The sequence below is a fragment of the Pseudomonas sp. RC4D1 genome (genome assembly GCF_018390395.1).
Lineage (GTDB): Bacteria > Pseudomonadota > Gammaproteobacteria > Pseudomonadales > Pseudomonadaceae > Aquipseudomonas > Aquipseudomonas danubii.
Genome location: NZ_JAHBAW010000002.1, coordinates 293,928 through 315,847 on the forward strand (window position 1 = coordinate 293,928; position 21,920 = coordinate 315,847).

Here is a 21,920-nt window from a genome sequence, read left to right on the forward strand (position 1 = left end):
TCAGTTGCCCCTTTGGCCGACGTCGGCAGCCCTCATCTGCAGCTCATCTTTGATCGTGCTTATCCTCATTGAGGCATGAACAGCAAGCATCCAGATTACGGGCTACACCCCATCGATTCAGGGCAGTGATTGCCGCTCTTCGGCATTTCTTCGAGCCAGGCAAAGCGCCGATTCCTGGACTTTTACCCCCTCCCCTTCGTCTATCAGACAAAACTCCAAAAAGGTGCTGGAAACTGTTTGTTTATGCCAACGACCGCGCTCCTTGAAATGAATATTGAGGTTGTAACTACCCCCCGGCTGCAGCGCTTTGCGGTTCTGCGTTCTGACCAAAGCACCGGGGTAGTCGCCCAACAACTCTATTTGCGGCTGAATCCAGCCATCAGGAAGATCAATGTCCCAGAGCGTTTCGTAACACTTGCTGGCGGTCCGACGGCAGAGAAACACATGGGTGATCTCCAGGTTGTTGGTGTCCGCCAACAGAGGTCGAAGGTCCGCTATTGGACGACCGGAATTGATCGTCACTGGAGTTTCCGGAGGACGTTTGGACACGGCCCATGTTGGCCATGGCATCAGCAAAACCCCACAGAACACAGCAAACATCAGGCCTTTCATCGTTCAATACCCCGCCGGGAAGTTGCCCAATACAAGCTTGAGCTTCGTCAGGAGCTGAGTGTTTCCAGAATCCAGACCTCGGTAGTAATCACGCACAATGTCTCCTTGCTGCTCGATGTTGTAGTCCTTGAGCCTCTTCCTCGGCTGCACCTCATACATGTACTGGTCTCCTATCAGGAACCGCTTTGCTTGCTCGAACGCTTCATGCTCACCTTGGCAATACTCATGGCATCTTTCTGCAACAGCTGCGTTGCGCCTTGCGCATCGGTCACGCCTTCGACGATTTCACCATTGGCCAGGGTGATCGTGTAGGGCACGTTGGGCATGGCCGACTGACCATCAATCTGCTTGAGCTTGAAGCGCCGCTGGGTATCGCCCACGTTGAAGTTCGGCAACTGCGCCGCAAGACTGGCCCCGCCCAGCAGACTATGTTTGGCCGCCTTGACCGTAAAATTCCCCGGCATGCCCAGCTCGATATTGCCGCCCTTGAGCGTCAGGTAGGCCCCGCCGCACATCAGGGTGATGTGCTCCTTGGCAGACACCAGCACGTGCTGCTGGCCCGCGCTGACCTCCACACTCTGATCCGCCTCCAGGCGAATGCTGTTCTGTTGCGCCTGCAGCAACATCGGCCCCTGGTGGGTGATGTGGCGCATCTCGCCGCTCTGGGCGAACAGGCCCAGGTCGCTACCGGCATTGACCACGAATTTCTGTCCCGAGGTGAGCTGCTGATTCTGCTGGGCGACGCTGTCGATATGCTCGCCCGCCGCCAGGGTGACGCTCTGGGGTGATACCGCGGCGATGCCCGCCTGGCCACTCAGGGCAATGGCCGGGTTGCCGCCGTTGCTCTGCTGCGACTCGTCGTTGGCGCCATGCCCCAGGTCGCGCACCGCTTCGCTGAGGGTTTTCTGTGGCTCGGTGTCGTGCCCGACGCCTTGATGGTCTTCGGCATAGTCGCCCAGCCCCTTGGCCAGTTGCAGTGCGGCTTCCAGCACCTGGATGGCCACGCCACGCTGCAGCTGCCCGGCATTGGCCTGCAGTTGCGCTTCGGTACTGAGCAGCAGCCCCTTGGCCGCGCGCAAGGCGCCGCGCTCGTCGGTGCGCAGTTCAAAGCCTTCGCCACGGGGTGCGCCCCCTTCGGGCCGGGGATGGGTCAGGTACCCCAGGTGCAAGGCACTGCTGCCGTGGTCGCTCATCAAGGCCGCACTGATCTGCTGGGTGGTGTCATCGATGCGCAGTTCGTTGGCCCGGCTGCCCTTGTGTTCCTTGCTCTTGAGGGTGTTGAGCGTCTTGTGATCCGGCAGGCGGTAGGGCGGCATATGGCTGGCCCGATAGGTGCGTCCGGTGATGATTGGCTGGTCACAGTCGCCATCCAGGTAGTCGACTATGACTTCCTGGCCAATGCGCGGGATTGCCATATGGCCCCACTGCGCCCCCGCCCAGTTCTGTGAGACCCGCACCCAGCAGGAACTGAAGCCGTTGTGCTTGCCCTCGCGGTCCCAGGGGAACTGAATTTTCACCCGGCCATATTCGTCCGTGTGGATTTCCTCGCCTTCCGGGCCTACCACTGTGGCTATCTGCGGGCCATCAATGACCGGTTTGGGCAGTGGCCTCGGGCGCCATTCGCAGTCCTCGGCAATGATCTGGGCGCGGAAGTCGTAACTCACGCCCATCTCGGCGCCAGCGGCCTCTTCTTGCTGGCTGGCGTGCTGAATCCCTTTGTGGATGATGCGCACCGAGCGCCACCAGCGGTTGAAGTCACCCCGCGGGTGCCCGGTCAGTTGGAAGGAAAACCCCGGAATCAGCCGCGGATCATCCCCTTCCACCGTCGCCACCCGGGCATCGCGACGATGGCCCAGCAGGCGGTTTTGAGTGAAGGGTTGGCCGATGGCGCTGCTCTTGTAGCGGCCCGGGTAATCGTAGCGCTCATAGCGCTGGGCCTGATGCTCAAGGTCATCGCCGAGCATTCGCTGCTGCTGGTCGAAGGCCGGGCGCTTGAAGCTGTAGTCGCGCTGCGTCTGCTCGGCGGTACGCACGTTTTCCGTGTAGCTGAAGGCGTACAGCACCGGTTGCGGGGCATCCCCGGCCGGCTGGGTGCTGTACAGCACCGGCCCGCCCTGGATGCGCTCCTGGACGTACAACTTGTCACCCTGGACCAGGGTGTGGGCGTTGGCATCGTGTTTGAAGAAATAGAACAGGCCTTCCTCGGTGGACAGGCGGTCGAACAGGTAGAGGTCAGTGTCTCCAGCCTGGACGCAGTATTCACGCGGCGCATGCGGGGTGTGGATGTAGGGCTGGTAATCAAGAACGCCGTGCTCGTCCAACACCGACTTGAGGATCTCGGGCACCGTTTTCTGCTGAAAAATACGCCAGTCGGAGCTCAGGGCAAGGCGAGCCAGTTGCGGCTCCACCAGCAGGCGGTAACGGGTGCGACGAAACCCGGTTTTACCCTGGGTGAAGCTGCTGACCAATCCATGCACATGCCGCACCTGCAGGCCGCCCTGCCAGATCGTCAGCAAGGCCGGCTGGTCGAGGATCTGGCCAAAATCGATGGCACCGTTGTCGCTGGCCAGTTCGAGCGTCAGGCGAAAAGGCTCGGACAAGGCTTCTTCCAGGGTGAACTCGACAACCTCGAACGCCACCTGTGCGGTCAGCACGGAAAACGTGAACTGCAAATCCCTTTGACGCATGACACACATCTCCACTTAGAGAACCATTGGCCTTCCGAGCCCGACGAAAAAGACCGGAACCCTCCCCACTCACGGGCTATCTTCTGCATCGCGACATCCAGCGCGATATCCAGGACGGTTGCGCGCCCAGCGCCTCACGCAGTGCCTGAAGGCCGCCGCCACGCTCCTCCACATTGAAGGCCAGGGCCGCTCGCAGGGCGGGCCAGCAATGCCCCGGAAGATGCTTGGGCGCCTGCAGGGTAAGCTCCAGTCGCTGATCACGCGCCTGGGTCGACGGCAAGCCTCGGAAGGGATGCTTGCCAGAGGCCAGTTCAAAGATCACGCAAGCAACGGCATACAGATCGGCAGCGGCTGACAAGGCACCGCCCTCCAGCAATTCGGGGGCAGCGTAGCCCGGCGTCCAGGCATTGAAGCGACTGCGGCTCAAGTGAGGCAGGCCAGGCAAGACACCTGCCTCGGCCTGACCCAGGCCGAAGTCGAACAGGCGCACGCCCTCTTCACCGAGCATCACGTTGCTCGGTTTCAGATCCCCATGCAGCACGCCGCGCCCGTGGCTGTAAGCCAGGGCGTCAAGCAGCGGCACGGCCACCTCCTGCAAGGCTGTCCACGGCAGGCCCGTCGGGTGCTCGCAGAGCAGCTTGTCCAGGGTCAGCCCGCGCATCAGCTCCATGGTGATGAACGCACACTGACATTGGGCATCCACTTCAAAGCTGTGCAAACGCACGATGTTCGGATGGCGCAAGCGGCGCGTCAGGGCGAACTCGCTATACAGCACCAGGCCCGCATCCGGCGACTCGGAAAACTCCTCGCTCAACACCTTGAGGGCGATGTAGGGGTCGGGGTCGCCAAACTGTTCATGCAGCAGGTCGCGCGCGCGATAAACCGTGCCCATGCCTCCAGCACCGAGCAGCCGTTCAAGACGATAGCGACCCGCCAGCAATCGCGGCAGCGTACCTACCGGCGCAGTTTGTGCAGGTTTGGCTTTGCCACGCTTTCGCGCCCGGCTGCGGCCCTTGCCCCTGGGACGCGCCACGGCAGGCGCAGCAGGTGGGGGTTTGACGAAGGCGAAATAGGTCAGGTCGCCGGCCTCAGCCTCACCGGCCAGGATGCGCTGCATATCGGGCTTCATATCCGTCATTGGCGGATCACCACGGCCGTCAGGTTGTCTCTGGCTGCGCCGCGCAATGCCCCTTCAAACAGGCGCTCCAGGGCAATCCGTGGCGACGCAAGGCTCAGCGCCCGGCCCAAGGCATCTCCGCTAAGTCCTTGGTAAAGACCATCGCTGCACAGCAGAAAAACATCGCCCGCATGGACCTCGAACTCCAGCACATCCAGGGCCAACCGCTCGCTGGCGCCCACCGCACGAGTCAGGGCATTGGCGTCGGGATGAGCACTGGCCTGCTCCGGGCTCATCCGCTGCTCGTCCACCAATTGCTGCCTCAGCGAGTGATCCTTGGACAGTTGATACAGGCACTGCCCACGCCACAGATAACAGCGGCTGTCGCCCGCCCAGATACAGGCCGCGCGGTTGCCTTGCAGCAACAGCGCCACCACGGTGCTGCCAACAATGCTGTCTTGGCGCCCCACACTGACCGTCAACTCCTGGCCAAGGCGCCGGTTGAGCCAGTGCAGGCATTGGCGCAAGTCATTGAGCCGCCCCTCGAAACTGTCATGCAGCGACAACTCCGCCAGGCTGGCGACAATCAGCTGGCTGGCAACATCTCCGCACTGGTGACCGCCCATGCCATCGGCGACCACCCAGAGCCCCTGCTCCGGGCAATCGAGAAAGGCATCTTCATTGCGCAGCCGCACCTTGCCCGGGTCGGTCCGTGCGGCGCTGCGCCAGGTGCCGGCAACCGACATCAGAGCTGCGCCGGCATACGGAATGAGCGCAGCACGCCCATATCGAACGGGTTCGGCGTGCGCTGGCTCAGCAGCAGATAGTTGGCACGCAAGCCACCCAGTTCGGCCTTGAGTACCAGCACATCACGACCGGTCAGGTATTCGGTCTGCATCAGGTCGAGCAGACGGAACAACGACCAGGGCCCGGTGTTCTTCTCGATACCGATGGGCCGGCCGACCATCTTGTCCAACACCAGGCTGGCACGCCCTTCTTCAGCATCGGTGGGCCACTTGAAGGACATCGGCACAATAGGGCCATGCCGGTATTCCAGTTGCCGGTTGCCAAAACGGAACTCGGCACGACTCACCGCCGGGTCGAGGGTGTAGGGCTCAAGCCTGAACTGCACCTGGGGCTCGGCCGGGTTCTCGGCGAAGAATCCCTGGCGAATCACTTGCGCGGCGACCATCTGCTCAAGGTACGCCTTGTTGATCGGCAGGCTTTGGCCGTCGATGCTGCGCAAGCGGTAGCTACCCGGATCACCACTGACGAAAGGTCGTATGTAGGTGTCGAAGAAGCGCTCGGCGATGCCCTGAGCCTTGAAGAACTCGCGAAAATCGTTGATGGCCACATCGCTGGTGCTATGGGCATTGAACGGATAGCGCTTGCGGATCGCCTTACCGTAGAAACTGTACAGCTCGCTCTGGTATCGCTGGTTGAGGTACTGGTACGAATCATTGAGCACCAGGCGCCAGGCGTCCTCGGCCAGCGTGTTGAACCACAGGCTCACCGGACGCGGCAGGCGCACCGAGGCATTGCGCAGGCTGCTCAAGGCATCGCGCTGGCCGCTCATGCGCGCCTTGGCCATTTCAAAGGCAGCCTGATCAGGCTGGCTGGCCCGCGCCAGGCTGGACAACTGCAGCTGCAGGTCGTTGATTGCCAGCAACGCCGGGGTCAGGTCCGCCGCCGGGCCGTTGTTGTCGTCCAGCAAGCGGTGCAGCGGCTCGAAGCGACGTTGCAGCGCCTTCTTCGCCGTATCCGGCAGACTCTTGGCCAAAGCCTGTCGGGCCTTCCCTGCGACAGCAGCCAGCCCCTCGCCCTGCGCACCCGGCGCTGCATCCCCGGTCTTGCCAGCCTGCGCCGTCTCGTCGGCAGGCTCCAGCACGCTCTGGAAGCGGGTGTTCTCCCGGATCTCCACCAGCAATTGCAAGAGCGGCGAGTTGGCCGCGGTCAGACTGGCCAGTTGTTCGGCCCCATCGCCAGCATCGTTGAACGGCGGCAGGCTGACCCGGCCCAGGGCTTCGCTCCAGTGGTTGGCGTAGTCGCGAAAGTACAGTTGCTCCAGCTCCACCATCAGCCGACGCAGATCCATGCCACTGATTCCCGAACCTTCGCCCAGCACCCAGTTGTCACGCAGGATATCGGTGACCAGCGCCGTGCCCTGGATCGAAAAATACTGCTGATAACCCTGCTGGGTATAAAAACCCGGGATCACATAGTCAGTGCCGACAAACAGATTGCCTTGTGGCCCCAGGTGCTGGCTCAGACGGTATTGCGGCAAGCTGCGAGCCTGCTCGCGCAGCACTCGGTAGACCACGTTAGCCAACGATTCGCTGCGCAACACCTGACGGGCCTGGCTCACCAGAGCCTCGTTGAGCGGATAGCTGAATGGCAATTGGAGCAGGCGTTCGAAGTGTCCATTCAGACCATTCTGCAAGGCGCTGTTGCCGGCGTAGCGGCTCGACCATTCTCGCGCCACCCAGTCCTTGAGCAAGGACGGATCACGGCGATCCTGCAGGTTCAGCATCAGATACGCGCGCAAGCTGTTGAGCAGGCGTTCGCGATCGCGCATGTTGGCGCGAACTTGCCCTTCGAGCATCTGCGCAACCCTTGGCAACAGTTGCTCCTGCAACTCACGCTCATAGGCACGCAAGAGCACCGGACGACTGGCATCGCCTTGATACAGCCCGACACGCTCATGCAGCGCCACCTCGCCCCCGGGCGCAAAGACCTGGGTGGCCGCATAACGAGTGTCGAGGGGTTTGAGCAGGGCCTGCGCGTCATCCCGCGCACTCAAGGCCGCGCGTTGCTCACTCCAGCTCTGCGCCAGTGAACGCAGTTGCTCCAAGCGCCCGTGGTTGGCCGAGAAGCTCCCGGCCCACAGCATGCCAAACACCGCCAGGGCCGCCAGGGCGCCCACGTACAGGGCGCGCTGGCCCCAGTGAATGCGTCGGCGCTCGCGCTGGTCCAGGCCGGCAAGGTCGGCCTCGGGAAAAATCACCCGGCTCAACAGGTGATGAATAAAGCGCGAGCGACCGCCGCGCAGGGTCGGCAGGACGGCAGCCGACATGCCCAGGGTCGCGCCGATACTGGCCGTGTCTTGATCGAGCTGTTCGATCAGGTGCGGCGCACTGGTCAGGTAGAAGCCCCGCAGCTGGCTGGGCCGCTGATAGCGGTTGCCGGTGAATGCCATGTCGACGAACAGGCACAAGCGCTCTCCGATCTGTCCCAATTGGTGTGGGAAGTCGAGAATGCGCCCACGCCGCTGGGTGTCTCGCTCCTGATGCATGCGCATGATCACCTGGCTGTTCAAGCGCCGCAGCAACTCCTCGAACTCCTGGCGAAGTACTGCCACATCGGTGCCGCTTTGTTCCTTGCCAAAGCTGGCGCCGAGTACCTGATCGCTTTCCTCACGGCTCATGTGATCAAAGAACTCGTCAAACCCCGCCAGTTGGTCGGCCTTGCTGAGCACCAGGTAGACCGGGACATCGACATGCAACTTCTGATGAACATCCTGCAAGCGCATACGCACCTGCTGCGCCAGGGTCTCCAGTTCCTGCTCGTCGGCGCTCAGCAGTGCCGCTACCGGAACCGTCACCAGCACACCATTGAGCGGGCGGCCACGACGTCGCTTGCGCAACAGACCCAGCAAGGTGTTCCAGGCACTGGCGTCGACGTCGGCGGCGCCTTGGCTCAGGTAGCGGCCGGCCGTGTCGATCAGCACGCCATGTTCGGCGAAGTACCAGTCGCAGTGCCGGGTGCCGCTGGTGTCGCGGGTCAGCTTGCGGCCCATTTTGTTGAGTGGAAACTCCAGGCCCGAAAAGTCCAGCAGGCTGGTCTTGCCGCTGCCTTGTGGACCGAGCAGCAGGTACCAGGGCAGGTCACTGCGCCAACGCTCGCTGCGACCGCGGTACAGGCTTGAGGTCTTGAGGGTGCGCAGCGCGTCCTTGAAGCGCTCATGGAGCTCTTTGTGCTCCTGGTCGATCAACTCGTCGCGCTGCATGCGCTGCTGTCCGGCCTCGCTGTCTTCGACGGCTTTCTTGCGGACACCGGCGCGCCAACTGACAAAGACCATCGCCAGGCCCCAGATCAGGAACAACGCACTGATGGTCAGCAGGCGCGAGGTTGCGCTGGCCCAGAACTTGTTGTCGTTGACGGCCAGTAGCGGCCCGACGAACCACACCAGCAATGCCACACTCAGCACCAACAGCAGCGTCCAGACCCAGGTCTGACGCAGCAAGGCGCCGGCTTTCTTGAAGAAGTTTTTCATCACACGTCCCTGTCTTACTGCTGGGGCTGGACCACCACCGGGTCAAGCGGTTGATACGTCTGCAACAGGCTTTCGCGCTGCTGGCCCAGCACCCAGGCAAACCCCGAGTACATCACCAGCAGGCAAACCACGGTGAACAGCGCAACCATCCACCCCGGCACGATGCGCACCAGGCTGCGACGCTGATCGCCGAGCCCTTCCCAATGTGGCGACAGCTCACGAGGCACATCGCCACGCAGCTGGCGGATCTGCCGGTACAAGGCGTCGCGAATCCCCTCAAGCTCGAGCACGCCGCGGGGAATGACCCGGTACTTGCCCTCGAACCCCAACGACAGGCACAGGTACATCAGCTCCAGCATCGGCAGATGCTTGACCGGGTTCTTCGACAGCCGATCCAGCAGTTGGAAGAACTTTTCGCCGCCGAAGGTTTCGTTGTGAAAGCTGCTGAGCAGACTCATTTGCGACCACTGGCTTTCATTGCCCCAAGAGGTGCTCACCACCGCCTCGTCGACCACGGTGCACAGCACATAGCGGGCGGCCATCACCTGGCTGCTCAGCGCACCGTCCTGCAGGGCTCGCGCGTCGAACTGCCTGAGGCCGGCACTCAGGCGCGTATTGAGTGCACGCAAGTCTTCAGCCGCCTCGCTGTGCTTGAGGCGAACCACTTCCGACAGCAGGTCGGACGCCGCCGCCACGAGCGGGTTGAGGCTGACGCTGAAGGATTGCGCAGGGCCCAGGCGTGCGGCATAGATCATCCGTTCCTCTAACTGCTCGAAACGCGGGGGATCGGCGAAGTCGGTCAGCGGGTTGCGCGCCGGGCCATGCCCAAGGCGGTCAAGCAAAACGGTTTTATCGTCCTGAGGGTGTTCCAGATCCTTGATCATGTCGTTCAGTTCCTGATGGCCCAGAATTTCAGTTCAAGCTCGGCGAACTCACCGGAGACGTGGAAGGCGAAACCGCCCGAACGCTCCAGTTGCGCCAAGTCCTCGGGACTGAGGTCGAGGATGAAATAGGTCTTGTTGGAGTGGAATGCGATCTGTCGCGGCGCCACCGGCAAGGGCCGGACCTTGATCCCCGGCAGATGCAGGTTGACCAGTTGCCGAATGCTTTCCACCGGCCCGACCTTGAGGTGCGACGGCAAGCGATGACGCAGTTCTTCAGAGTCGCAGTTGGCACTGGCCGCAAGCACGAACGAGGCCGACTCCAACAGCTTGTGATCATGCAGCGGCGACACCAGCACCCCGTACTGACGGGCCTGCAGCACCAGCTCGATGGCGTGCTGCTCAAGCACCATCGACAGCACCTGGCGAATGGCGTCCATCAGTTTGCGAAAGCTCGCCCCCTGGTCGCTGTGCTGATAGCGGCTGTCCAGCCGAGGGCGCTTGCTGTCACTGGCGAAAGTCGCCAGCTCCCCGAGCATGACCAGCAGCGAGCGATAGAGCTCCTCCGGATGGACATGTTCAAGATCCAGGTAATGGCGCAACAGCAGTTCGGTGCGGTTGATCAGTTGCAGCATCATGAAGTCGCCCACCTCGGCACCACCGACCTTGCCGTTGGAGCGAATCCGCTCGGCGATGGTGTCCCCCCGATGACTGAGCATGCTGATGATCTCTTTCAGGCACGAAAGCAGATAGGTGCTGGCATGGGTGTGCAGGAAGGTCGGCACGAAATCCGGATCGAGGCTGATCACGCCATCGGAGGTGGCATCCAGCACTTCACAGACTTTCAACTTCACATAGGCCTGCCCGCTCTGCTGCTCGCCCAGGAGCAGACGGAAGTCCGGACGGGCACAGCTGAGCTGGCTGCTGGAATCATCACCGGCGTTGGAGTCGGCGATTTCCGCCTCGTAGACGATGTAGCGCGCCAGCACATCGGATTGCTCTGCGCGCCGCGCTTCGATGTGGTTGCCCGTGACCAGCGGCAAAGCCAGGTAGACCGGCGTGCTCCCCGTGTTGGGCGGTACATCCAGGGCCAGTGGCTCGGTATCGTCCCCCAGCTCGAACAGGCTGCCGTCCGGCAAGATACCGGAGGCCCGGCTGATCACCAGCTTGCCCATGTTGAGAAACTGCAGATCGATCTCCAGCGCCAGAAATCCCCAACTGTAACTACCCAGCAGTTGGGTACGGGTTTTCATCTGGTAATCGTAGTAACGATCGTTGTGCTGGAAATGCTGAGGCCGCAGCAACATGCCTTCCTGCCAAATGATTTTATGCACGTTCATCAATTGTCATCCGCTTGGGTGGACACATCGTTGCTGTTGCGGATGCCGGACTGGTCGAGGATCAGGCCGACCTCGGTCACCTCCTGCGGGGTGAGCTGCACCACATAACGCCACTGGCTTTCCGGCAAATCACGATAAGCCGCAAGCACGCCGACGAAACGGCTCCCGTCCTCGACCCGCAACTTGAATTCGAGGCTTTCCCCCGGGCGCAACTCCAGCTCTTCACTGGCCACCAGATCCGGTGCCAGGGACTCCCTGGCGCGCTCGTAGAGACTGAAAAAGTCGGCGTTCTCGAACGCGACGGGATGCTTGAGTTCCATCAACCGCACCACGATCGGCGACGCACGCCCATTGAGGTCGGGGTTGAGCCGGTCGCTGGCACTGAGCTTCAGGTTCAGCTTGGTCAGGGTCGAATACGGCGACATCGATGCGCAGCCGGTCAACAGCGCCAAGGCCATGAGCAGCGTCAGGGCCTTGAGTAATGGGTGGGTACGGCGAGACATGCAGGTCATCCTTGATCATCGAGGTGGAGGGTGGAGATCAGGCGGATCTGCTCTTCATAGGCCTGAGCAAAATCCCGCGCCAGCAGGCGCTCGTTCCAGTCGTCGTCCTGGCACAGCGCCTGGTGATAGCGGCGGTACGCTCGCCAGCGGCTACCGGAAGTCGCCAGCAACGGTTGCTGGCCATCGCGCTCGAAACGTAGCGTCAGCTGTTGCGGCGAAAAGTGTTCGAGGGTGCTACGCACTGCGGCGCGGCTGGCGCTGAGCAGCGCCACCTGGTGCGCCTGCAGGTCGCGAAAAGCGCGGGAAATCGCCTGCTCGGCAGACAATTGCCCTGGCTTGTGGTCCAGCAGCAGGATGCCCAGTAGCGCTTCGCAATCCACGGCGAACTTGAGCGGGTTCTGACTGTTGCCCTGGGCCGAGGTGAGGGCCAGGCGCAGCTCGTTTTTCAGCTCGCTACGGGTTCGCAAGCTCTGCTGCAAGCCCCCCATGCTCTGCTTGAACAGCCCCGCGACATTGACTGCCAGGGCCTCGCGCTGATCGTTATCGAGCGCCTGCAGATCCACCCCCAGGACCGCGCCAAAACGCGCCCAGAAAGCCTCACTTTGGCAGGCCGGCGCCTTGGGCTCGGGTAGCGCCTGCGGCTCGGGGGGGGCCACCAGTTCCGGGACCAACAGGCATTCCCTATCGATGCGGGCATAGTCAGCTCGCTGCCCAGGCTCCTGGTGTGGCACATCAAGCGCGCTCAGCTCGTCAAGCTCTGCCCCACTGTGTTCCTGCTGGTCCAATGCGTTGAGCGGGTCGAGGTCTATGAATGCGTTATCCGGAATGATGCTGCCGGCCGCTTGTGGCCGACCGGCTTCAACGGCGAAGGCCTCCGAGGCTTGCACCAGGCGTGCACGGATCTCGAAATCCCCCAGCAGGTAGACACTGCCCTGCTCGATACGCTGGGCTTGGCCCTTGCGCAGACGCGCGCCACTGCCAAGGTCCTGAATACCGTTGCTGCTGGTATCGGTGAGGAAAAACTGGCCATCGCGATAGCTGACCAGCGCATGATGGTTGGACAGATGACGGTTGCTATCCGGAATCTGCCACTCGCAATCCCCTGCCCGGCCGATGGTGCCACCCGCCCGCCTGAAAGTTTTGCTGCTCAAGTCCGCCGGCACGAATTGCTTGGCATTGAGCACTTCAAAAACCAGTTCCATGATGCTGCTCCTTGCGCTCACTTGCCGCGATTGACCGCCTGCGGATCACCCAGCGGGCGATAGGTGTCATCGTTGAATTTGTAATTGCCGCTGCAGGCGCCGAGGCCGACCACAACAACCAGGGTCAAGAGGACGGCTTGCCAGTGACGAACAGACATCAGAAGGTCTCCATAGGTAGACAGTGCACAAAACGCCCTCCCTTGCAGGCGCGCCCAGAAGTACGAAAAACCAGCCAAGGCTGCATGCCTCGCTAGACCACAAAGTCGTCAAGATTGATGTTCAGGCGCCCCAGGCGGTACAGCAGCGTGCGACGGGGCAATCCCAGCTCCCGGGCCGCCAGGGTCTGATTGCCGTCGTTCTTGCGCAGGCAATCGAGCAACAGGTGGCGTTCGACTTTTTCCAACTGCTCGCGCAGGTTCAGACCCGGCTCTTCGGGCATGACTTCAACGTTCAGGGAGAAATGCTCGGCCATCAGTTCACCGTCTTCACAGAGCAGCACTGCACGCTCCACCAGCCCCTTGAGCTCGCGCACGTTGCCTGGAAAGGCGTAACCGGACAGATGATTGAGGGCCGTCGGCGACCAGCTCACCGGGTCCTTTTGCAGGAAGGCACAGGCCTTGTCGGCGAAATGCCGGGCCAGGTCGAGAATGTCGCCTTCACGCTGTCGCAAAGCCGGCAACTCGATCGGGAACTGAGCCAGGCGGTAATACAGGTCCTCACGGAACTTGCCTTCGCCCACCAGCGCAGCCAGATCGCGGTGGGTGGCGGCGATGATGCGCACGTCGATGGTGTGCGTGTCGTTGGAGCCCAACGGGCGGATCTCGCCGTCCTGTAGGACCCGAAGCAGTTTGGCTTGCAGGGACAGCGGCATGTCGCCGATTTCGTCCAGCAACAAAGTGCCGCCATTGGCCGCATCAAACAGTCCAGGGCGATCGCGGTCAGCGCCCGTGAACGCCCCCTTGCGATAACCGAACAACTCGCTTTCCAGCAGGTTTTCCGGAAACGCCGCGCAGTTCTGCACCACAAATGCCTGGGAACGACGCGGGCCGTAATCATGAATGGCACGCGCCACCACTTCCTTGCCGGTACCGGTTTCGCCACGCAGCAACACGGTGTAAGGGCTGTGCAGGACCTTGCTGATCAACTGATAGGCCTGGCGCATCGCCGGACTGGTGCCGATCAGGCCATAACCACTGGTGATGACCTCGGGGGGCAGAAGCGGCGCAGGCTCGCCCGCGGGCAGACGCAAACGCTGGAGCAACGCCCATTGTCCAAGGGCAAACGCCCCCAGTTGGCCCAACGACTGGGCAAAGGCTTGCAGGTCTTGCTGTTGCGGGCTGGCACACAACAGCAAGCCTTCGACAGCCTTGCGCGCGTTGACCAGCGGTACGCATAACAGTGACTGCCACGCAGCGCTGTGCACGGGCAGGAAGCTGGTGTCGTGGAGGCTGTGGTTCAGACCCACCAGGCTCACCACCCGGTTCTGGCACAGGGCAAACTGCAGTAGCTGCTCACCGCTGTAATCGCTCGGCAGGCTGATCACTTCCCGCGGTTGTAAAAGGCCGCCGAGGCATTCAGCGCGCAGTTGCAGGCAGCTATGGGTGGCATCGAGCAGATACAGCTGACTCAGTTCACAGCCAGTGAGCTGAGCTGCGCCTCGCACAAAGTCTTCAAGCAGCACAGCGCCTTCCACCGCCCGGGACAAAGCGGAAAATTGCGCCAGCAGTGCCTCTGCATAGGCCAGCGGCTGCGGCACCCGAGTGAACATGACGCCCACCTCAGGTGAACTCGCAGGCCACGCCACCGCTGCTATCGAGCGTTGCGTACACACGTTTGAGGTTCTCGCCGGTGGCCATGGCCGCCAGCAGGCGGTCGGCCACCAACGGCAGGACGTGCAGGTCGAGCAAGTAGTCGATCAGGCGTGCACCGCTTTCGCTCTGAGTACAACGCTCGGCCAAGTGATCGACCAACGCCTGGCAGTGGCTGAACTCCAGCTGCCGAGCGTTCAGCCGCTCACCCAGTCGCGCCAGCTTGATTTCGATCAGTTCACGCAGCACCGGGCCACTCACCGGGTAGTAAGGCACCACGCGCATACGTGCCAGCAGCGCCGGTTTGAAATGCTTGCTCAATACCGGACGGATCGTCTGCTCCAGGGTGTCGACACTCGGGCGCTCGCCGTTCTCGCACAGCGCGCTGATCCGCTCGCTGCCCAGGTTCGAGGTCATCAGTATCAGCGTGTTGCGAAAATCGATCTCGCGCCCTTCGCCATCGTTGGCCACGCCCTTGTCGAAGATCTGATAGAACAGGTTGAGCACATCCGGATCGGCTTTCTCGACTTCATCGAGCAGCACCACGGAGTAGGGTTTTTGCCGCACCGTTTCGGTGAGCATGCCGCCTTCGCCATAGCCGACATAACCCGGCGGAGCGCCAATCAAGCGTGAAACGGTATGTTTCTCCTGGAACTCGGACATGTTGATGGTGGTGATGAAACGCTCACCGCCATACAGCAGGTCTGCCAGGGCCAGGGCGGTTTCGGTCTTGCCCACACCGCTGGGGCCCACCAGGAGAAATACGCCGACTGGTGCGTCTGGTTTATTCAGGCCTGCGGCCACGGCACGCATCGAACGATCCAGAACCTGTACCGCCTGGTCCTGACCGCGAATACGGGCACTCAGGTCAGTGGCGAAACTCGCCACCTTGGCGTTGTGCTCACGGGCCAGTTGCGCCAGCGGTACGCCGGTCCAGGCGCTGATGACTTCAGCCACCAGGCGTGGACACACCTCGAAGCTGACCAGCCGCTCCCGGGTTTGCGCATCGCTCAGGGCGCGATGGGTGTCGTTGAGTGCCGACTCCAGCTCCACCACGCCAGGCCCGGCTTGTACATCAGTCTCCCGGCCGGCATCCGGCAAGCCTTCGCTGTCTTGTGTCGAGCGCAGGGGGCTGGCGTCGCGGGCCCTGGCCAATTGCACACGTAACTGCAGCAGGCGCTCGGCCAATGTGCGTTGCTCATGCCAGAGTGTTTCCAGGGCCTGCTGTTGCTCCGCGGCATCGGCCAGCCGCGCTTCCAGGCTGTCCAGGACCTCCTGGTCGATCTTCAGTCCGGCTTCGGCGTCGCGCCGCAGAGCCTGGCACTGACGCCGTCCCTCAGCACATTCACCACGCAGACGCTCCAGACGCTCAGGTGCCGCTGCAAGGCTGATGCGAACCCGGGCACAGGCAGTGTCGAGGACATCGACGGCCTTGTCCGGCAATTGGCGCCCGGCGAGGTAGCGGGCCGAGAGCTCGGCGGCGGCCACCACTGCGTCATCACGCAGGTAGATACCGTGGCTCTTCTCATAGACCTGGGCCAGGCCTCGCAGAATAGTCACCGCCTCGGCAACGGTGGGTTCGTGCAATTGCACGGGTTGGAAACGCCGGGCCAGGGCCGGATCTTTCTCGAAGTATTTTTTGTATTCGCTCCAGGTGGTGGCCGCAATGGTCCGTAGCTCACCGCGGGCCAGGGCCGGCTTGAGCAGGTTGGCCGCATCGGAGCCTCCGGCATTGCCGCCCGCGCCGATCAGGGTATGAGCCTCATCGATGAACAGGATGATCGGTTTGGGCGAGGCTTTGACCTCGTCAATCACCCCTTTGAGGCGCCGCTCGAATTCACCTTTGACGCTGGCGCCCGCTTGCAGCAGCCCCATGTCCAGCGAGAGCAGCTCAATGTCCTTGAGCACGGGCGGTACTTCTCCGGCGGCGATGCGCGAGGCCAGGCCTTCGACGACCGCGGTTTTACCGACACCGGCCTCACCGACCACAATCGGGTTGTTCTTGCGGCGACGGGCGAGGATGTCGACCATCTGCCGGATCGCATCGTCGCGGCACAGCACCGGGTCGAGCTGGCCGTCTCGCGCCTGTTGGGTGAGGTTATGAGTGAAACGCTGCAACAGCGACTCCCCCGCTGCCGCCGGCCCGCCGCCGGAGGTTCGTTGCTGTTGTGACAGGGCAAAATCCTTCAGGCGTTCGATGTCCAGCTTCGCCAGCAACGGCTGGTAGCGACTGCCGGCATAACGCATCGGGTTGCGCAGCAAGGCCAGAATCAAGGCCGCCTGCTCGACCTGGCTTTGACCCAGTTCAAGATTGGCCACCAGTAATGCGTCCTGCAGCCACTGCACCAGTTCCGGAGCGAACACCGGGCTGCGCGAGCCGCTATCGCCGACTTGCGATTGCAGTGCCTCAATCAACTCGCCGGCCTCGACTTGCGCGTCCTGCAACGCCCGGGCAAGCAGCCCCTGGGGACGCTCCAGCAAACCCAGCAGCAGGTCTTCGACCAGCACCTTGTTGCCGCCACGGGCGACACAGCGCTCAGCGGAACGCTCCAGGTCGCGGCGGGTTTCAGCGTCCAGTGCCTGGATAAGTTGTTGCAGGTCTAGATTGATCATGGGTCATCTGTCCTTAATGAATTTTGCTGCCCAAGGTCACCACGCCGTCGGCCTTTTCATGACCGAGCCAACTGGTCCACCCCAGACGACAGGTGTTCTGTTCACCGATGCACAGTTCGCGGATTTCCTCCTGGCGCAGCACCAGGCGAATGTCGTAGTCCAGCGGATCGCGCAGGGTGAACCGCACCAGCGCGCACAAGGGCTGGTAACCGAATCCGATCGGCAGGAACTCGTGGAAGCGTTGCCAGTCGAGCTGGCTGATATGAATGCGGAACTTGCCGCTGCGGTCGCGTACCCGCTCCCCCAGCACCAGGTCCTCAGCGAGCAGGCTGTTGGCCTGCCCCAGGCAATTGCGCTGCTCGTCGAGAATCTCTACCCGGCGCTCGATGCACTGCTCGATCACCAGGTCTGCGTGCTTGAAGTAGTAGCGCAGCACCGCCTCGATCAGCGCCGCCGAATGGGCGCGCAAGCTGAGCAATCCCAGGTATGGCAGCAAGCGTTTCCAGTTCAGTTCCTTGGCCTTGCGGATCTCTTCGCCACCCAGGCCGATCAAGGCAAACAAATGAGCTGAAAACGGGTCCAGGGCACCACTCTTGAAGCTGGCGCGGTAGCGGTATTTACTCCAGATCGGCAGCATCAGGCGTTGCAGGCGGTGATGGAACAGATCGAGGAAGTTGCGTGTCGGGTTGCCCTCCTCGCCATCGCCCAGGGCCTGCTCGCCATAGAAGGCCGGCAAGGGCGAACCCGCGCCAAACAACCCGATCAGGTTGAAACGCAAACGTGCACGCATCTGGCCGCGCTCTTCAAAAAACTCCACGCGATCAACATCGCTGCCAGGGAAACCCAGGCTCGGATTGGCCTGGAACTCCAACTGATCGTAGAGTTCCTCTTCACTCAGGTACGGATGGGCATCACGCAAGCGATCGACGACCAACAGTACGGCCTGAAACAGCGAATACTCTCGTATTACCGTGCTCAGTCTGCTTAAAGCAGGGGCTGCAGCCCCATGCGTGGAGCCCATTTGTACACCTCTCCCTGTGTACTTTTTACCCGCAGCTCATGGTAGGAATTGAGACTGGCGTAAAGAGCAAAAAACTCGTTAAGAACCGACGCGAAAACGAACAGGTCGCCTTCACCGATATAGCCTTGGGGATCGATACTCAGCTCGGTGCGCAATCCACGCAGCGGCAAGCCTCGGTGCAGGCGGTCGACGTGCTCGTGACGTATCGACTTGAGCCCGCCCAGCAAACGCTTGCTGACCTTCTCCAGGTGCTGGTCGTAGTAGCGTGGCAAATCGTAGGTTTCGAGGATCACCTTCAACGCATCGACGTTGGCCAGCGACAGATAGTTGAGCGACATGTTGCTGATGAGCTTCCACAGAAAATCGCGGTTCAGCGGCGGCGCGTAGCTCGACGTGACCGGTGTGATATTGCGGAAGCTGAGAAACTCCGGGGTTTCCTCGCACAACTGATTGATGTCGCCGAGCTTGAGCCGACGCGGCAGGTTCTGGTTGGTGCACATCAGCTCGATCGACAGGGTTTCCTGAGCGTCGGTGTGACGGATACCGAAGCTCAGGTAGGTGTCGAGGCCGTCGTGCAGCAACGATGATCGCTGGCGAATGCTGTAGTGCGGACGGCTGTGGGGCACGTCGAAACTCGGATCATGCTCGAACGACTCGAAGGGTACATACGCCTGATACCCCAGGCCGCCCGGCTTCCAGCCGGTGACGCTTTCAATGGAAAACACGCCGCAATGTTCCAGTTCGTACTTGGCCGGCAGCAGCAGGTACTCGTCCTGCTTGCCGTCGAGACGAATCGGCAAGGCATCGTGCTTGAACAGGTTGACGATAGGCGTGCAGTAGAGCTTCACGTTGTCCAGTGTCGGACGCAGACGTTGCACCCCACTGTTGCGAATATCGAAGCGCAACTCCAAACCGTGCATGCGCTGAAGGATGTCTTGCGCCAACCTCTGCAGCAGATCCAGACCACTGAGATCGACAAACAGGAATTTGTCCTGGAGCGCAAAATACTCCTGCAAATAGCGATAACCGCGGAAGGTATTCAGCGGGTACGGGATCAAGGCCTCTTCTTCAGCAAAGCCCACAGGCTGTACACGATTGCCCGGTATCTTGAAGGACATCCCAACGCCGTTGACTCCGGCCAGCGGCTCGCCGTCCACCCCCAACGGCACCAGCTCGATGCCTTCAAGGTTGCGCAGCAGGCTGAGGTAAAGCATCTGACTGATGTAGCGCTCACCGGCCAGGTGCAGGCGCAGACGCTCCAGGTTCAGTTCACCAATATGACCGTCGCAACTCATTTCCAGACGCAGGCTCAACAGTGCACCGTCACCCTTGACCGAGTAACTCAATGCCGTCAGGTCCAGAGGCAGCACATCGGTCGGATAGCAGGTGCGAAAACGGCAGCAGACATCATCGATGGGCTTGCTCTCTACCGGCGTATCTCGCGGTATGCGCTGGGCGGGTCCGGACTGCTGCAGGGGATCGAACTGCAAGATGCTGAACGCCGGCAATGGCCGCATGTAGTTCGGCCACAGCAGGTGCATCAGCGAGTGGCTCAGCTCGGGCAGTTCGTCGTCGAGCTTCTGGCGCAGACGTCCCGTCAGAAACGCAAACCCTTCGAGCAGGCGCTCCACATCCGGGTCTCGTCCGGCCTCCCCCAGAAAAGGTGCCAAGGCCGGACTGCGCTCGGCGAAACGACGGCCCAGCTGGCGCAGCGCGGTAAGCTCACTTTGGTAGTAGTGGTTAAAGGACATGGGCTCAGTGCCTGGTAGTAAGAGTCATGGATCACTGCGGTGGAACACGTTGCCAGTAGCCGCGCCGCGTTACCCCACTCTCCAAAGATCCTTGCCGTGTTCGCGACGCGTACCGGATAGCCAACAAAGGTCGTGGCCTGGGCAGCCAACAACCCGGCTGGCGCAGACTGCGTGGTTTGCTGTCATCGTCGTCTCCTTAACTGACCTTGACTTGCCCGCTGCCATCCAGGCAGGCGGAAAAACTGACCTGACGCTTGATCCCTTCCACCTCAAGCAAGCCTTCAATGCTGAACGCCAGCTTGAGCGGGTCATGATCACGCGGCAGAGAAACGACACGCACCTGACTGAGCCGCGGCTCGTAGGCTTCGATGAAGTGCTCGATGGCCAAACGGGCCTGGCTCAGGGCATCGTGCAAGCTCAAGCGCATGTCGTTGAGATCGGGCAACCCGTAGTCGGAAAGCGTTTGCACGCTCCCCGCACGGGTGCTGAGCATCTTGCCCAGATGGGCAGCCACCGATGCCATCGCGCCGACCTCGCGGCTCCAACCGACACGCTGGTCGGCCTCTGCGCTCAGGCGTTCAAACAGGCTGCCGTATCCGCTCATGACCTGGCTCCCGGTTACTCTTTATCCAGTTTGCCAACCAGAGAAAGCGTGAAGTCGGCCCCCATGTACTTGAAGTGCGGGCGCACGTTCAGGCTCACGCGATACCAGCCCGGCTCGCCTTCCACATCGCTGACGATGATCTGCGCAGCGCGCAGCGGACGACGACCACGGACTTCGGCACTGGGGTTTTCCTGGTCAGCCACGTACTGACGGATCCATTTATTGAGCTCCAGCTCGAGATCGGTACGCTCCTTCCATGAGCCGAGCTGTTCACGCTGCAGCACCTTCAGGTAGTGAGCCAGGCGGTTGACGATCATCATGTAGGGCAGTTGGGTGCCAAGCTTGTAGTTCAGCTCCGCCGTCTTGCCTTCAGCGCTGATGCCAAAGAACTTCGGCTTCTGTACCGAGTTGGCAGAGAAGAACGCGGCGTTGTCACTGCCCTTGCGCATGGTCAGGGAGATGAAGCCCTCCTCGGCCAATTCGTACTCACGACGATCTGAAACCAGCACTTCAGTCGGGATCTTGGTTTCGATTTCACCCATGCTTTCGAAATGGTGCAGCGGCAAGTCTTCCACCGCGCCACCGCTCTGCGGACCGATGATGTTCGGGCACCAGCGGAACTTGGCGAAGCTGTCGGTCAACTTGGTGCCGAACGCATATGCGGTATTGCCCCACAGGTAGTGCTCGTGGTTGTTGGCAACGGTTTCCTTGTAGACGAAGGACTTGACCGGGTTTTCTTCCGGATCATAGGGATTGCGCAACAGGAACCGCGGCAAGGTCAGGGCAATGTAGCGAGAGTCTTCCGATTGCCGGAAGCTCTGCCACTTGGCAAATTGCGGGCCTTCGAAATGATCCTTCAGATCCTTCAGGTCCGGCAGGCCGGTGAAGCTTTCCAGGCCAAAGAAGTTCGGGCCTGCGGCGGCAATGAACGGCGCATGTGACATGCAGGCAACGCTGGAGACGTACTGCATCAACTTCACGTCGGGAGAACTGGGCGACATGAAGTAGTTGGCGATGATCGCGCCGACTGGCTGGCCACCAAACTGACCGTACTCCGCGGTGTAGATGTGTTTGTAAAGGCCGGCCTGCATCACTTCCGGCGAATCTTCGAAGTCGTCCAGCAGGTCCTGCTTGGAGACGTTGAGGATTTCTATCTTGATGTTTTCACGGAAATTGGTGCGCTCCACCAGTAACTGCAGCCCCCGCCAGGCGGACTCCAGCGACTGAAAGTCTTCGTGGTGGAGAATCTCATCCATCTGCTGGCTGAGCTTGGCATCGATCTCGGCGATCATGCGATCGACCATGGCCTTCTTGACCGGCTCGCCGCTGTTCTGCGGCTTGAGCAGCTCCTCGATGAAGGCTGACACTCCGCGCTTGGCGATATCGTAGGCTTCGTCGTTCGGAGTCAGACGGGTTTCGGCGATGATGCCGTCGAGAATGCTGTAATCGCTGCTCTCGTTGCTTTGGTGTTGCGCGGCACGGGTAGTCATGTGTTGTGGCTTCCTTGT

Annotated in this window: 17 protein-coding genes; all 17 read right to left on the bottom strand. The window is 61.5% G+C overall.

What is annotated here, in order from left to right; translation table 11 throughout:
- Positions 1 to 117 precede the first annotated feature (117 nt).
- The 17 genes from KHO49_RS17190 to tssC all read right to left on the bottom strand — a co-directional run bounded on the left by KHO49_RS17190 (position 118) and on the right by tssC (position 21,902).
- Complete coding sequence (locus tag KHO49_RS17190) at positions 118 to 612, bottom strand: hypothetical protein (protein ID WP_110596511.1); 495 nt, start codon at positions 610 to 612, stop codon at positions 118 to 120.
- A gap of 3 nt (positions 613 to 615) precedes the next feature.
- Positions 616 to 771: a hypothetical protein gene (locus tag KHO49_RS31530; protein WP_180988415.1), complete on the bottom strand. Its 156-nt coding sequence runs from the start codon at positions 769 to 771 to the stop codon at positions 616 to 618.
- Positions 772 to 785: 14 nt separating this feature from the next.
- Complete coding sequence (locus tag KHO49_RS17200) at positions 786 to 3,299, bottom strand: type VI secretion system tip protein VgrG (RefSeq protein ID WP_213665433.1); 2,514 nt, start codon at positions 3,297 to 3,299, stop codon at positions 786 to 788.
- Positions 3,300 to 3,375: 76 nt separating this feature from the next.
- Positions 3,376 to 4,437, bottom strand: coding sequence for a serine/threonine-protein kinase (locus KHO49_RS17205; protein ID WP_213665434.1), 1,062 nt, complete (start codon positions 4,435 to 4,437; stop codon positions 3,376 to 3,378).
- The gene (locus KHO49_RS17210; RefSeq protein ID WP_110653595.1) at positions 4,434 to 5,162 is read right to left on the bottom strand and encodes a PP2C family protein-serine/threonine phosphatase; all 729 of its coding nucleotides are present in this window, start codon (positions 5,160 to 5,162) and stop codon (positions 4,434 to 4,436) included. The genes KHO49_RS17205 and KHO49_RS17210 overlap by 4 nt, the downstream gene beginning before the upstream one ends.
- Positions 5,162 to 8,689 carry a type VI secretion system membrane subunit TssM gene (gene tssM, locus KHO49_RS17215; RefSeq protein ID WP_213665435.1) on the bottom strand — a complete coding sequence of 1,176 codons (3,528 nt, stop codon included), beginning with the start codon at positions 8,687 to 8,689 and terminating at the stop codon, positions 5,162 to 5,164. The genes KHO49_RS17210 and tssM overlap by 1 nt, the downstream gene beginning before the upstream one ends.
- A gap of 14 nt (positions 8,690 to 8,703) precedes the next feature.
- Complete coding sequence (gene icmH / locus KHO49_RS17220; protein WP_102881486.1) at positions 8,704 to 9,573, bottom strand: type IVB secretion system protein IcmH/DotU; 870 nt, start codon at positions 9,571 to 9,573, stop codon at positions 8,704 to 8,706.
- Between the two features lie 5 nt (positions 9,574 to 9,578).
- Positions 9,579 to 10,910: a type VI secretion system baseplate subunit TssK gene (gene tssK / locus KHO49_RS17225; protein WP_102864956.1), complete on the bottom strand. Its 1,332-nt coding sequence runs from the start codon at positions 10,908 to 10,910 to the stop codon at positions 9,579 to 9,581.
- Positions 10,910 to 11,413, bottom strand: coding sequence for a type VI secretion system lipoprotein TssJ (gene tssJ, locus KHO49_RS17230; protein ID WP_102864955.1), 504 nt, complete (start codon positions 11,411 to 11,413; stop codon positions 10,910 to 10,912). Before tssJ ends, tssK begins: the two co-directional genes overlap by 1 nt.
- 5 nt (positions 11,414 to 11,418) lie before the next feature.
- Entirely contained in the window at positions 11,419 to 12,615 is a 1,197-nt protein-coding gene (tagH, locus tag KHO49_RS17235) for a type VI secretion system-associated FHA domain protein TagH (RefSeq protein WP_213665436.1), read from the bottom strand.
- A 17-nt stretch (positions 12,616 to 12,632) separates the two neighbouring features.
- Positions 12,633 to 12,773 (bottom strand): type VI secretion protein, encoded by a 141-nt coding sequence (locus KHO49_RS17240; RefSeq protein ID WP_102864953.1) that lies wholly within the window; start codon positions 12,771 to 12,773, stop codon positions 12,633 to 12,635.
- Between the two features lie 92 nt (positions 12,774 to 12,865).
- Positions 12,866 to 14,383: a sigma 54-interacting transcriptional regulator gene (locus tag KHO49_RS17245; RefSeq protein ID WP_213665437.1), complete on the bottom strand. Its 1,518-nt coding sequence runs from the start codon at positions 14,381 to 14,383 to the stop codon at positions 12,866 to 12,868.
- A gap of 10 nt (positions 14,384 to 14,393) precedes the next feature.
- Positions 14,394 to 17,036 carry a type VI secretion system ATPase TssH gene (tssH, locus tag KHO49_RS17250; protein ID WP_213665438.1) on the bottom strand — a complete coding sequence of 881 codons (2,643 nt, stop codon included), beginning with the start codon at positions 17,034 to 17,036 and terminating at the stop codon, positions 14,394 to 14,396.
- A gap of 13 nt (positions 17,037 to 17,049) precedes the next feature.
- Positions 17,050 to 18,057, bottom strand: a complete 1,008-nt coding sequence (gene tssG / locus KHO49_RS17255) for a type VI secretion system baseplate subunit TssG (protein ID WP_110596733.1) — start codon at positions 18,055 to 18,057, stop codon at positions 17,050 to 17,052.
- Positions 18,021 to 19,808 (bottom strand): type VI secretion system baseplate subunit TssF, encoded by a 1,788-nt coding sequence (gene tssF, locus KHO49_RS17260; protein ID WP_110653589.1) that lies wholly within the window; start codon positions 19,806 to 19,808, stop codon positions 18,021 to 18,023. Before tssF ends, tssG begins: the two co-directional genes overlap by 37 nt.
- A 196-nt stretch (positions 19,809 to 20,004) precedes the next feature.
- Positions 20,005 to 20,412, bottom strand: coding sequence for a type VI secretion system baseplate subunit TssE (gene tssE / locus KHO49_RS17265; protein ID WP_102881492.1), 408 nt, complete (start codon positions 20,410 to 20,412; stop codon positions 20,005 to 20,007).
- A 14-nt stretch (positions 20,413 to 20,426) separates the two neighbouring features.
- Entirely contained in the window at positions 20,427 to 21,902 is a 1,476-nt protein-coding gene (tssC, locus tag KHO49_RS17270) for a type VI secretion system contractile sheath large subunit (RefSeq protein ID WP_213665439.1), read from the bottom strand.
- Between the last annotated feature and the right edge of the window lie 18 nt (positions 21,903 to 21,920).

Coding starts and splice junctions, on each gene's coding strand:
- KHO49_RS17190 (WP_110596511.1), bottom strand. CDS start 612: ATGAAAGGCCTGATGTTTGCTGTGTTCTGTGGGGTTTTGCTGATGCCA.
- KHO49_RS31530 (WP_180988415.1), bottom strand. CDS start 771: ATGTATGAGGTGCAGCCGAGGAAGAGGCTCAAGGACTACAACATCGAG.
- KHO49_RS17200 (WP_213665433.1), bottom strand. CDS start 3,299: ATGCGTCAAAGGGATTTGCAGTTCACGTTTTCCGTGCTGACCGCACAG.
- KHO49_RS17205 (WP_213665434.1), bottom strand. CDS start 4,437: ATGACGGATATGAAGCCCGATATGCAGCGCATCCTGGCCGGTGAGGCT.
- KHO49_RS17210 (WP_110653595.1), bottom strand. CDS start 5,162: ATGTCGGTTGCCGGCACCTGGCGCAGCGCCGCACGGACCGACCCGGGC.
- tssM (WP_213665435.1), bottom strand. CDS start 8,689: ATGAAAAACTTCTTCAAGAAAGCCGGCGCCTTGCTGCGTCAGACCTGG.
- icmH (WP_102881486.1), bottom strand. CDS start 9,573: ATGATCAAGGATCTGGAACACCCTCAGGACGATAAAACCGTTTTGCTT.
- tssK (WP_102864956.1), bottom strand. CDS start 10,910: ATGAACGTGCATAAAATCATTTGGCAGGAAGGCATGTTGCTGCGGCCT.
- tssJ (WP_102864955.1), bottom strand. CDS start 11,413: ATGTCTCGCCGTACCCACCCATTACTCAAGGCCCTGACGCTGCTCATG.
- tagH (WP_213665436.1), bottom strand. CDS start 12,615: ATGGAACTGGTTTTTGAAGTGCTCAATGCCAAGCAATTCGTGCCGGCG.
- KHO49_RS17240 (WP_102864953.1), bottom strand. CDS start 12,773: ATGTCTGTTCGTCACTGGCAAGCCGTCCTCTTGACCCTGGTTGTTGTG.
- KHO49_RS17245 (WP_213665437.1), bottom strand. CDS start 14,383: ATGTTCACTCGGGTGCCGCAGCCGCTGGCCTATGCAGAGGCACTGCTG.
- tssH (WP_213665438.1), bottom strand. CDS start 17,036: ATGATCAATCTAGACCTGCAACAACTTATCCAGGCACTGGACGCTGAA.
- tssG (WP_110596733.1), bottom strand. CDS start 18,057: ATGGGCTCCACGCATGGGGCTGCAGCCCCTGCTTTAAGCAGACTGAGC.
- tssF (WP_110653589.1), bottom strand. CDS start 19,808: ATGTCCTTTAACCACTACTACCAAAGTGAGCTTACCGCGCTGCGCCAG.
- tssE (WP_102881492.1), bottom strand. CDS start 20,412: ATGAGCGGATACGGCAGCCTGTTTGAACGCCTGAGCGCAGAGGCCGAC.
- tssC (WP_213665439.1), bottom strand. CDS start 21,902: ATGACTACCCGTGCCGCGCAACACCAAAGCAACGAGAGCAGCGATTAC.